Annotated in this window: 13 protein-coding genes and 1 tRNA gene; 12 read left to right on the top strand and 2 right to left on the bottom strand. The window is 70.5% G+C overall.

Annotation, left to right across the window (positions count from 1 at the left end):
* Nucleotides 1-70 precede the first annotated feature (70 nt).
* The 4 genes from rpmG to L6E17_RS24205 all read left to right on the top strand — a co-directional run bounded on the left by rpmG (nt 71) and on the right by L6E17_RS24205 (nt 2,930).
* Complete coding sequence (gene rpmG, locus L6E17_RS24190; RefSeq protein WP_003948671.1) at nt 71-235, top strand: 50S ribosomal protein L33; 165 nt, start codon at nt 71-73, stop codon at nt 233-235.
* Between the two features lie 384 nt (nt 236-619).
* Nucleotides 620-1,072, top strand: a complete 453-nt coding sequence (locus tag L6E17_RS24195; RefSeq protein ID WP_236242842.1) for a MaoC family dehydratase N-terminal domain-containing protein — start codon at nt 620-622, stop codon at nt 1,070-1,072.
* Between the two features lie 8 nt (nt 1,073-1,080).
* Nucleotides 1,081-1,509, top strand: a complete 429-nt coding sequence (locus tag L6E17_RS24200; RefSeq protein ID WP_236242843.1) for a MaoC family dehydratase — start codon at nt 1,081-1,083, stop codon at nt 1,507-1,509.
* A gap of 365 nt (nt 1,510-1,874) precedes the next feature.
* Entirely contained in the window at nt 1,875-2,930 is a 1,056-nt protein-coding gene (locus tag L6E17_RS24205) for a UDP-N-acetylmuramate dehydrogenase (RefSeq protein ID WP_236242844.1), read from the top strand.
* A 462-nt stretch (nt 2,931-3,392) separates the two neighbouring features.
* Here the strand turns inward: L6E17_RS24205 and L6E17_RS24210 are convergent, their stop codons facing one another.
* The gene (locus L6E17_RS24210) at nt 3,393-4,469 is read right to left on the bottom strand and encodes an adenosine deaminase (RefSeq protein ID WP_236242845.1); all 1,077 of its coding nucleotides are present in this window, start codon (nt 4,467-4,469) and stop codon (nt 3,393-3,395) included.
* A gap of 139 nt (nt 4,470-4,608) precedes the next feature.
* Nucleotides 4,609-5,844: a pyridoxal phosphate-dependent aminotransferase gene (locus tag L6E17_RS24215; protein ID WP_071273088.1), complete on the bottom strand. Its 1,236-nt coding sequence runs from the start codon at nt 5,842-5,844 to the stop codon at nt 4,609-4,611.
* A gap of 263 nt (nt 5,845-6,107) precedes the next feature.
* On the opposite strand from L6E17_RS24215, the gene L6E17_RS24220 reads away from it, so the two are divergent.
* The 8 genes from L6E17_RS24220 to rplL all read left to right on the top strand — a co-directional run bounded on the left by L6E17_RS24220 (nt 6,108) and on the right by rplL (nt 11,456).
* Nucleotides 6,108-6,180 (top strand) — tRNA-Trp (locus L6E17_RS24220).
* A 102-nt stretch (nt 6,181-6,282) separates the two neighbouring features.
* A complete protein-coding gene (gene secE, locus L6E17_RS24225; RefSeq protein ID WP_071273091.1) occupies nt 6,283-6,567 on the top strand; it encodes a preprotein translocase subunit SecE in 285 nt (94 codons plus the stop codon).
* 77 nt (nt 6,568-6,644) lie between these two features.
* Entirely contained in the window at nt 6,645-7,535 is an 891-nt protein-coding gene (gene nusG / locus L6E17_RS24230) for a transcription termination/antitermination protein NusG (protein ID WP_374109134.1), read from the top strand.
* 181 nt (nt 7,536-7,716) lie between these two features.
* Entirely contained in the window at nt 7,717-8,151 is a 435-nt protein-coding gene (gene rplK, locus L6E17_RS24235; protein ID WP_071273094.1) for a 50S ribosomal protein L11, read from the top strand.
* Between the two features lie 82 nt (nt 8,152-8,233).
* Nucleotides 8,234-8,956: a 50S ribosomal protein L1 gene (rplA, locus tag L6E17_RS24240; RefSeq protein ID WP_236242847.1), complete on the top strand. Its 723-nt coding sequence runs from the start codon at nt 8,234-8,236 to the stop codon at nt 8,954-8,956.
* A gap of 178 nt (nt 8,957-9,134) precedes the next feature.
* The gene (locus L6E17_RS24245; RefSeq protein WP_236242848.1) at nt 9,135-10,133 is read left to right on the top strand and encodes a hypothetical protein; all 999 of its coding nucleotides are present in this window, start codon (nt 9,135-9,137) and stop codon (nt 10,131-10,133) included.
* Nucleotides 10,134-10,419: 286 nt separating this feature from the next.
* Nucleotides 10,420-10,950: a 50S ribosomal protein L10 gene (gene rplJ, locus L6E17_RS24250; RefSeq protein WP_071273103.1), complete on the top strand. Its 531-nt coding sequence runs from the start codon at nt 10,420-10,422 to the stop codon at nt 10,948-10,950.
* A gap of 116 nt (nt 10,951-11,066) precedes the next feature.
* Entirely contained in the window at nt 11,067-11,456 is a 390-nt protein-coding gene (gene rplL, locus L6E17_RS24255) for a 50S ribosomal protein L7/L12 (protein WP_236242849.1), read from the top strand.
* Nucleotides 11,457-11,479: the final 23 nt, after the last annotated feature.

An 11,479-nucleotide genomic window follows, 5' to 3' on the forward strand; every position in this document is an offset into this window, starting at 1 on the left:
GGGGTCGGTCCTTCGATCGGCTACTCTTTTCTGCGTTAATCCGTCCATCCGTCCGTCAAGGAGCACTCACGTGGCTGCCACCGACGTCCGCCCGAAGATCACGCTGGCCTGCGTGGAGTGCAAGGAGCGGAACTACATCACCAAGAAGAACCGGCGCAACAACCCGGACCGTCTTGAGATGAAGAAGCACTGCCCGCGCTGCAACGCACACACTGCGCACCGCGAGACGCGCTGAAACAGGCTCGTACACGAGGCCGTCCCCACCGGGGGCGGCCTCGTGTCGTTTGACCACGGGATCACCGGGGTGGCCGCGGGGCCACAGAGTGACCGGCCCACCGGCCCACCGGAACCATCGGCCCACCGAGCCACGGAACCACCGGGCTCATCGGGCTCACCGGATCTCGGATTCCGCGCCTTCGCCGCCCGGAGCGCGCTTCACGGGAGCCCCCGTTCGGGATGACATGCATGGCACCCGGACGCAAGGACCGGGCCAGGAAACCCGGCCGGCCGGGGCACCCAGGTTGCGGTATCCCGGTCGGAACACGGGCCCCGGATCGCCGGGCCGGCCGACGGTCTGATTGCCTGATCACTGAGTACGACCGCAGGAGGTACCGCTTACATGGCGCTCGACCAGTCCTTCGTGGGGCGGACCTATCCGCCCACCCCTCCGTACGAGGTGGGGCGTGAGAAGATCCGCGAGTTCGCCGAGGCCGTCGGCGACCCGAACCCGGCTTTCACCGACACGGAGGCGGCCAAGGCGCTCGGTCATCCCGATGTGATCGCTCCGCCGACCTTCGTGTTCGCCATCACGTTCAAGGCCTCCGAGGAGGTCATCGCCGACCCGCAGCTCGGCCTGGACTACAGCCGCGTCGTGCACGGCGACCAGAAGTTCGCCTACAGCCGGCCCGTGCGGGCCGGGGACCGGCTCACCGTCACCTCGACCATCGAGGCGATCAAGTCCCTCGCGGGCAACGACATCCTCGACGTCCGCGGCGAGGTGTACGACGAGGCGGGCGAGCACGTCGTGACCGCGTGGACCAAGCTCGTCGCGCGCGCGGCAGAGGAGGCGTGAGACACACCATGACCGCGAAGATCGCATACGACGACGTCGAGGTCGGCACCGAACTGCCGGCCCAGAGCTTCCCCGTCACCCGCGCCACCCTGGTGCGGTACGCGGGCGCCTCCGGCGACTTCAACCCGATTCACTGGAACGAGAAGTTCGCCCGCGAGGTCGGCCTGCCGGACGTCATCGCGCACGGCATGTTCACGATGGCCGAGGCGATCCGGGTCGTCACCGACTGGGCGGGGGACCCGGCCGCCGTCGTCGAGTACGGCGTGCGCTTCACCAAGCCGGTCGTCGTGCCGAACGACGACGAGGGCGCGCTCATCGAGGTGAGTGCCAAGGTCGCGGCCAAGCTGGACGACCGGCGGGTACGCGTCGACCTGACCGCCATGAGCGGTGGCCAGAGGGTACTCGGCATGTCCCGCGCGGTGGTCCGGCTCGCCTGACCCTCCGGCCGAGGTCCTCCGTGACCTCCGGCCTGGCGCTCGGCGACCGCGGCCGGCGGCGGGTACGGCTGGGGCGCGGCGCGGGCACACGGCCGCCGGCAGGCCGGGGCCGGCGGCCGCCTGCCGACCGCCCCACATCCGGGCTGTGCGCCCGTACGCCCGCGGCCCCGAGGCAGCCGTCGAGCCTCGGAGCCGCCGAAGCCGCCCGGCTTCGTCCCTGCCGCGGCTCCCGCATCCGACGGCGGCCGGCCGCCAGCAGTCGGCCGTCGGCCGCCGGAAGCCGTGCAGCCGTGCAGCCGTGGAGCGCGCCCGGCCCTGGAAGGTCTCCGGGGCCGCCGGCGCGGGCCGCACCGTAGGCTTGGCGCGTGCAGGAACTCCACGACGCTCCCCTCGCCCCGCTGACCACGTTCCGGCTCGGCGGCCCCGCCAACCGGCTGCTCACCGCCACCACGGACGACGAGGTCGTCGCCGCCGTACGGGAGGCCGACGCCACCGGGACACCGCTGCTGCTGATCGGCGGCGGGTCCAACCTGGTCATCGGTGACAAGGGCTTCGACGGCACCGCCCTGCGCATCGCCACACGCGGCTTCCGCCTCGACGGCACCCGCCTGGAGCTCGCCGCGGGCGAGGTCTGGTCCGACGCCGTGGCCCGCACCGTGGAGGCCGGGCTCGCCGGCGTCGAGTGCCTGGCCGGCATCCCCGGTTCCGCGGGGGCCACCCCCATCCAGAACGTCGGGGCGTACGGCCAGGAGGTCTCCTCCACGATCACCGAGGTCGTCGCGTACGACCGGCGTGCGGACGAGGTCGTCACCCTCCCCGGCGAGGCGTGCGGCTTCTCCTACCGGCACAGCCGCTTCAAGGGCGACGCCGACCGGTTCGTCGTCCTGCGGGTCCGCTTCGGGTTGGAGGACGGGCAGGGCATGAGCGCCCCGGTCCGGTACGCGGAGACCGCGCGCGCCCTCGGCGTCGAGGTGGGCGACCGCGTGCCGCTCGCCGACGCACGCGAGACCGTCCTCGCCCTGCGCGCCGGGAAGGGCATGGTCCTGGACCCGGACGACCACGACACCTGGTCCGCCGGGTCGTTCTTCACCAACCCGATCCTCACGGACGAGGCGTACGAGGCGTTCCTCGGCCGCGTTCGCGAGCGCCTCGGCGCCGACGTCACGCCGCCCGCGTACCCGGCGGGGGAGGGGCGGACCAAGACCTCCGCCGCCTGGCTCATCGACAAGGCCGGCTTCACCAAGGGGTACGGCTCCGGGCCCGCCCGGATCTCCACCAAGCACACCCTGGCGCTCACGAACCGCGGCGAGGCCACCACCGAGGACCTGCTCGCCCTGGCCCGCGAGGTCGTCGCCGGCGTACGGGACGCCTTCGGCGTCACGCTCGTCAACGAGCCGGTGACCGTCGGCGTCAGCCTCTGAGGCTCCCACGGGCCGACCGCCCGGCGCGGAGCCTCTGAAGCCCCCGCGAGCCTGCCGCCCGCCGCGGCCGCAACGCCTCCGCGCCGCTTCCGGTGGCCGCGCCCCGGGTCGGCTCGCGCCGCTTCCGGCGCCTCACCCCGCCTCGGCGCCGCATCCGGCCGTCGTACGCGCAGGAGACCCCGCGGCCCGAGCCCGCCGCCGTTTGCCGCGAAGAGCGGCACCCCGCGGCGCCGCCCCGGCGGCGCGGCGCCGCTCATACGCCCGGCCGGTCAGGCCCCGCGCTCCCGCGCACCCCCGCTTCACGTACCCGGGCGGGCCTGCTCTCCGCGCGAGCGGAGGTGAACCGCGATGTCACCCCCGCTTCACGTACCCGGGCGGGCCTGCTCTCCGCGCGAGCGGAGGTGAACCGCGATGTCACCCGCGCTTCACGTACGCAGGCGGGCCCCGGACGCCAGCACCCCGCTACCTGCGGGGCCCGCTGCCCGCCTCGGAGCCCGCGGCGCCTCCGGCCGCCGGGTCCGCGGCCAGCCAGTCGTCGATCCCCGACAGCAGCGCGCGCCGCACGTCCTCCGGCGCCACCGAACCCCGCACCGACTGCCGGGCCAGCTCCGCGAGCTCGGCGTCCGTGAAGCCGTGGTGGTGCCGCGCGATCTCGTACTGGTCCGCGAGCCGCGCCCCGAACAGCAGCGGGTCGTCCGCGCCCAGCGCCATCGGCACGCCCGCCTCGAACAGCGTCCGCAGCGGCACGTACTCCGGCTTCTCGTACACGCCGAGCGCCACGTTCGACGCCGGGCAGACCTCGCACGTCACGCCTCTCTCCGCGAGCAGCCGCAGCAGCCGCGGGTCCTCCACCGCCCGGACCCCGTGACCGATGCGCGAGGCCCGCAGGTCGTCCAGGCAGTCCCGCACGGACGCCGGGCCGGTCAGCTCGCCGCCGTGCGGCGCGGCCAGCAGCCCGCCGTCCCGCGCGATCGCGAACGCCCGGTCGAAGTCGCGGGCCATGCCGCGCCGCTCGTCGTTCGACAGCCCGAAGCCCACCACGCCCTGGTCCCGGTAGCGCACGGCGAGCCGCGCCAGCGTCCGCGCGTCCAGCGGGTGCTTCATGCGGTTCGCGGCGACCAGCACCCTGATCGCCAGGCCGGTGTCCCGCTGCGCGGTCCGCACCGCGTCCAGGATGATCTCCAGGGCGGGGATCAGGCCGCCGAGCCTCGGTGCGTACGAGGTGGGGTCCACCTGGATCTCCAGCCAGCCGGAACCGTCCCGCACGTCCTCCTCGGCCACCTCACGCACCAGCCGCCGGATGTCCTCCGGTTCCCGCAGGCACGACCGGGCGATGTCGTACAGGCGCTGGAACCTGAACCAGCCCCGCTCGTCGGTCGCCCGCAGCTTCGGCGGCTCCCCGCCGGTCAGCGCCTCCGGAAGGTGCACGCCGTACTTGTCGGCGAGCTCCAGGAGGGTGGAGGGCCGCATCGACCCGGTGAAGTGCAGGTGCAGATGCGCCTTCGGCAGCAGTTTCAGATCGCGGACAACGTGCTCCATCCAGGGATCCTGCCGCACATCCGCGCCCCGCGGCAGCCCCTTTCTCCGATCGGGTGCGTCAGGGAACGAAGAAGCGGGCTTCGACCTGGGAACGTTCCCAGGTCGAAGCCCGCCGGAGGGACCGCGGCAGCGGACCGCGTCAGTCGCGGGCCTCCGCCAGCAGCTTCTGCATCCGGCTCACGCCCTCGACCAGGTCCTCGTCGCCCAGCGCGTACGACAGCCGCAGGTAGCCCGGCGTCCCGAACGCCTCACCCGGCACCACCGCGACCTCCACCTCGTCGAGGATCAGCGCCGCCAGCTCCACGGAGGTCTGCGGGCGCTTGCCGCGGATCTCCTTGCCCAGCAGCCCCTTCACCGACGGGTAGGCGTAGAAGGCGCCCTCCGGAGTCGGGCAGACCACGCCGTCGATCTCGTTCAGCATCCGCACGATCGTCTGGCGGCGCCGGTCGAACGCCTCGCGCATCGCCGCCACCGCGTCCAGGTCGCCGGAGACCGCCGCCAGCGCGGCGACCTGCGCCACGTTGGAGACGTTCGAGGTGGCGTGCGACTGGAGGTTCGTCGCGGCCTTCACGACGTCCTTCGGGCCGACGATCCAGCCCACGCGCCAGCCGGTCATCGCGTACGTCTTCGCCACGCCGTTCACCACGATGCACTTGTCCCGCAGCTCGGGCACCAGCGCCGGGAGCGACGTGAAGACGGCGTCTCCGTACACGAGGTGCTCGTAGATCTCGTCCGTCAGCACCCACAGCCCGTGCTCCGCGGCCCAGCGGCCGATGGCCTCGGCGTCCTCGCGGGAGTAGACGGCGCCGGTCGGGTTCGACGGGGAGACGAAGAGCACGACCTTGGTGCGCTCGGTGCGCGCCGCCTCCAGCTGCTCCACGGACACGCGGTAGCCGGTGGTCTCGTCGGCGACGACCTCCACCGGGACGCCGCCGGCGAGACGGATCGACTCCGGGTAGGTGGTCCAGTACGGGGCCGGGACGATGACCTCGTCGCCCGGGTCCAGGATGGCGGCGAACGCCTCGTAGATGGCCTGCTTGCCGCCGTTCGTCACGAGGATCTGGGACGGGTCCACCTCGTAGCCGGAGTCGCGCAGCGTCTTCGCGGCGATCGCGGCCTTCAGCTCGGGCAGGCCGCCGGCCGGGGTGTAGCGGTGGTACTTCGGGTTACGGCAGGCCTCGACCGCGGCCTCGACGATGTAGTCGGGCGTCGGGAAGTCGGGCTCGCCCGCGCCGAAGCCGATCACCGGGCGGCCGGCCGCCTTGAGGGCCTTGGCCTTGGCGTCCACGGCCAGGGTGGCGGACTCGGAGATCGCGCCGATGCGGGCGGAGACCCTGCGCTCGGTCGGGGAGGTCGGAGGAGTTGCAGCGCTCATGCGGCCCATGCTCCCAGACCCCGCGTGGCCCCGGTACACGGGTTTCACCGTATGAACCGGTACCGCCGAGGACCCCCGCGGGCGGCCTCCGCGGGGGCTGCGGGCCCGGCCGCGCGGCCGATGGACGGCGGGCTCGCGGGGGTATCTGTTCGACGCGGCGCCGCTGACCACGTACACTCTCTGATCGTTGGCCCTCACGAACCACCCGCACCGAGGCTTACGGAGCACTGCTGCGGATGCGGTAAGTTGGGGGAGCACCACAAAGGGTCGTAGCTCAATTGGTAGAGCACTGGTCTCCAAAACCAGCGGTTGGGGGTTCAAGTCCCTCCGGCCCTGCTACACACACCGCCAGGATGTGTGCGCAGGTATGTACTTCATTGCACCGCCGTGCGGCTCCACCCGGGCGCGGCACGGCCGACCCGGAATCAGGTGAGAGACGTGACGGACGCCGTAGGCTCCATCGACATGCCTGATGCTGAAGACGAAGCCCCGGAGTCGAAGAAGAACCGCAAGGGTGGCAAGCGAGCCAAGAAGGGCCCGCTGGGCCGTCTCGCGCTCTTCTACCGCCAGATCGTCGCCGAGCTGCGCAAGGTCGTCTGGCCTACCCGTAGCCAGCTCTCGACCTACACGACCGTTGTGATCATCTTCGTCGTCATCATGATCGCCATGGTGACCGTGATCGATCTCGGCTTCACGGAAGCAGTCAAGTACGTCTTCGGCTGATTCCCGCGGAGGGCGCCCACCCCGGCGCCCCTTTTCGCATGTTCCACCCCATCTGTATCCAGGAAGAAGCAGCCACCGTGTCTGACCCGAACCTGAACGAGTCCGCCCAGGACGAGCTCGACGTCGTCGAGGCGGCCGTCGAGGACCAGGCGGAAGCTGCGGACGCCGCTGCCGACGAGGCGACCAAGGGTCACGCCGAGGCCGACAAGACGGTCGAGGACGCCGAGGACGCCGAGGACACCGACGAGACGGAGTCCGAGGACGAGGCCGACGAGGACGAGGCCGCCGAGGCTGACGACGAGTCCGACGAGGACGACGAGACCGAGGCTGCTGCCGAGGCCGCCGCCCCCGTCGACCCGGTCGCCGCCCTCCGCGAGGAGCTGCGCGGCCTGCCGGGCGAGTGGTACGTCATCCACACCTACGCGGGCTACGAGAAGCGCGTGAAGGCCAACCTGGAGCAGCGTGCCGTCTCGCTGAACGTCGAGGACTTCATCTACCAGGCCGAGGTCCCCGAGGAAGAGATCGTCCAGATCAAGAACGGCGAGCGCAAGAACGTCAAGCAGAACAAGCTGCCTGGCTATGTGCTCGTCCGCATGGACCTGACGAACGAGTCCTGGGGCGTCGTCCGCAACACCCCCGGCGTCACCGGCTTCGTCGGCAACGCCTACGACCCGTACCCGCTGACCCTGGACGAGATCGTCAAGATGCTCGCCCCGGAGGCCGAGGACAAGGCCGCCCGCGAGGCCGCCGAGGCCGCGGGCAAGCCCGCCCCCGCCCGCAAGGTCGAGGTCCAGGTCCTGGACTTCGAGGTCGGCGACTCCGTCACCGTCACCGACGGTCCGTTCGCCACGCTGCAGGCGACCATCAACGAGATCAACGCCGACTCGAAGAAGGTCAAGGGCCTCGTCGAGATCTTCGGCCGCGAGACCCCGGTCGAGCTCAGCTTCGACCAGATCCAGAAGAACTGAGGCCAGGGTCGGAGCACCCGGCGTTCTGAAGGCTTCCGGACAGGTCAGAGGTGGGGATTCCCGCCTCTGACCTGCTCGGTTTTTGGACGTGCACCGATACCCGTTATCGTTGTGCGGTATGCCTCCATCCGGATGATGCCGGGTGGCGGCGGAACACTCTCACTAGGACCCGGAGAGAGCAATGCCTCCCAAGAAGAAGAAGGTCACGGGGCTTATCAAGCTCCAGATCCAGGCCGGCGCCGCCAACCCGGCTCCGCCGGTCGGCCCGGCGCTGGGTCAGCACGGCGTCAACATCATGGAGTTCTGCAAGGCCTACAACGCCGCGACCGAGTCGCAGCGCGGCTGGGTGATCCCGGTGGAGATCACGGTCTACGAGGACCGCTCCTTCACCTTCGTCACCAAGACTCCGCCGGCCGCGAAGATGATCCTCAAGGCCGCGGGTGTGGAGAAGGGCTCCAGCGAGCCGCACAAGACCAAGGTCGCCAAGATCACCGAGGCGCAGGTCCGCGAGATCGCCACCACCAAGATGCCCGACCTCAACGCGAACGACCTGGACGCCGCCGCGAAGATCATCGCCGGCACCGCCCGTTCCATGGGCATCACGGTCGAGGGCTGACCAGCCCCCTCGCAGTGACCTCTGTGGTAGGGCCAGGCGCTGGCCCGCACCACGACTCCACCCCTGAAACACAGGAGAAGCAGTGAAGCGCAGCAAGGCTCTGCGAGCCGCGGACGCGAAGATCGACCGGGCGCGTACCTACGCCCCCCTCGAGGCCGTCCGCCTCGCCAAGGAGACCGCCAGCACGAAGTTCGACGGCACCGTCGAGGTCGCCTTCCGCCTGGGCGTCGACCCGCGCAAGGCCGACCAGATGGTCCGTGGCACCGTGAACCTTCCGCACGGCACCGGCAAGACCGCCCGGGTCCTGGTCTTCGCGACCGGTGACCGTGCTGCGGCCGCGGAGGCCGCGGGCGCCGACATCGTCGGCTCCGACGAACTGATCGACGAGGTGGCGAAGGGCCGTCTGGACTTCGACGCCGTCGTCGCCACCCCTGACCTCATGGGCAAGGTCGGCCGCCTCGGCCGCGTCCTCGGCCCCCGTGGTCTGATGCCGAACCCGAAGACCGGCACCGTCACCATGGACGTCGCCAAGGCCGTCACCGACATCAAGGGCGGCAAGATCGAGTTCCGTGTCGACAAGCACTCGAACCTGCACTTCATCATCGGCAAGGTGTCGTTCGACGAGACGAAGCTGGTCGAGAACTACGGCGCGGCCCTGGAGGAGATCCTCCGCCTGAAGCCGTCCGCCGCGAAGGGCCGCTACGTCAAGAAGGCGACCCTCACCACCACCATGGGCCCCGGCATCCCGCTGGACCCGAACCGCACCCGGAACCTCCTCGTCGAGGAGGACCCGGCCGCGGTCTGAGCCTGACGGCTCACCCGGTTCGCCGACCGGCCCCCGCCCTTCTCCGGAAGGACGGGGGCCGGTGTGCGTGCCGGCCCCGCTCCTCCCCTGAGGGCCGGGGCCGACTTTTTTCAGGCCGGAGTGTCGGACCCATGCGCTAGCGTGCAGGTGTTCGTATGAGAGATCTTGAGGGTGGGGAATGAACAGCACGCGTGTCCGCAGGCGTCTCGGTGTCTCCGTCGCGGCCCTGGCCGTGATGGCGAGCGCGGCGGCCTGCCAGGACGGGGACAAGAAGGCCGCCGACGCGCCGCGTGACGAGGTCCTGGGGGCTTCACCGGTCGACGCCATCAAGGCCGCGTACGAGAAGACCTCGAAGGCCAAGTCCGCCAAGGTGCAGATGACGCTGAGCATGCCCGGTGGACCGGAGGGCGCCGGGGGCCTCGGGGAGATGGAGATGTCCGGTGTCCTCGGGTGGGATCCCGCGGTGATGGACTTCACGGTCAAGGGCGGGCCGCTGGCGGAGCAGGGCGGACCCGGCGAGTTCCGCATGATCATGCTCGACCAGGTCATGTACATGGACATGGGTAAGGCCATGGAGGCGGGCGAGGGGACTCCGGAGGAGTTCCGGGGCAAGAGCTGGATGAAGCTGGACTTCAAGGCCCTGGCCGAGAAGTCCGGGGACGCCCGGATCCAGAAGCAGATGACCCAGGGCCTGGAGACCATGAACCAGGACCCGGCGCAGCAGCTGGCCCTGCTCCTCGACTCCCCGAGCCTCAAGCACATCGGCCCGGCGAAGGTCGAGGGCGTGGAGACCCAGCACTACCGGGGCCGGGTGTCCGTGGACGAGATGGTGGCCGCCAACAAGTCGCTCTCGGTGCTCAGCGACGAGGAGCGCGACGAACTGGTCGCCGAGGCCGAGAAGTCGGGCCTCAAGGCGTACGACACCGAGGTCTGGGTCGACGGCGACGGCTACCCCGTCAAGATGGATGTCGGCATGGAGACGGCCCAGGGCACGGTGAAGATCACCGCCGAGTACTCCGACTACGGCACCAAGGCGGCCGTGAAGGCACCGCCGGCCGACGAGACCGTCGACTTCGTCGAGATGATCGAGGGGATAGCGGGCGCCGTGGGCGAGGGCGAGGGCGCGGGTGCCGGCCGCGCGGGCGCCGGCGAGGAACCGTTCGCCGACGCGGCCTGACGAGCGGACCCCGGGCGCAGACAGGCACCGATTTGCCTGTCTGCGCCCCCCTCCCGTACTCTGCCTGAGAAGCCAAAGACCGCTGGTCGCTGCTGTGCCCGTACGGGTGCGGCGGCCGAAGGATCCGCTAGCTGCGGACGACCCGCGCAGGTGACTCAGGAAGTACTCCCAGGATTCCGTTCTGGTCGAGTGACGCCCCGTGTGCCTGCGCCGGGGCGTTTCGTTTTGCCCAGTCTCCTTCCTTCAGCCACTGCGGTCCGAATCACCCGGAAGGAGGCCGAGGCTCATGGCGAGGCCCGACAAGGCTGCCGCGGTTGCCGAGCTGACGGACAAGTTTCGCAGCTCCAGCGCCGCTGTGCTGACCGAGTACCGCGGTCTCACCGTGGCGCAGACCAAGCAGCTGCGCCGTTCGCTCGGTGAGAACGCCCAGTACGCCGTGGTGAAGAACACGCTGACCAAGATTGCGGCCAACGAGGCCGGGATCAGCACGCTCGACGACCTGTTCAACGGTCCGACGGCGGTCGCCTTCGTCACCGGTGACCCGGTCGAGGCGGCGAAGGGTCTTCGTGACTTCGCCAAGGAGAACCCGAATCTCGTCATCAAGGGCGGTGTCCTTGACGGCAAGGCGCTGTCCGCCGACGAGATCAAGAAGCTTGCGGACCTCGAGTCCCGCGAGGTTCTGCTCAGCAAGCTGGCCGGTGCCTTCAAGGCGAAGCAGTCCCAGGCTGCCTCCGTCTTCCAGGCGCTGCCGTCGAAGCTCGTCCGCACCGTGGACGCGCTGCGCGCCAAGCAGGCCGAGCAGGGCGGTGCCGAGTAATTCGGCTCGCACTCTGATCGCCGCCTGACCTGCGGCGGCGGTCACAGCGGGCCAGACGTACGCCCGCCTCACATGTACATCCCGGCACCTGCCGAATGAGTGGAAGGACCGCCATCATGGCGAAGCTCACCCAGGACGAGCTGCTCGCGCAGTTCGAGGAGATGACCCTCATCGAGCTCTCCGAGTTCGTGAAGGCCTTCGAGGAGAAGTTCGACGTCACCGCCGCCGCTGCCGCGCCGGTCGTCGTCGCCGGTGGTGCCGCTGGTGGCGCCGCCGCCGAGGCCGAGGATGAGAAGGACGAGTTCGACGTCATCCTCACCGGTGCCGGCGACAAGAAGATCCAGGTCATCAAGGTCGTGCGCGAGCTGACCTCCCTCGGCCTGAAGGAGGCCAAGGACCTGGTGGACGGCGCCCCGAAGCCGGTCCTGGAGAAGGTCAACAAGGAGGCCGCTGACAAGGCCGCCGAGGCCCTCAAGGGCGCCGGTGCCTCCGTCGAGGTCAAGTGACCTCCTGCGGGTCTCCTGACTCG

Origin of the sequence: Streptomyces sp. CC228A, assembly GCF_021390935.1 — a bacterium.
Lineage (GTDB): Bacteria > Actinomycetota > Actinomycetes > Streptomycetales > Streptomycetaceae > Streptomyces.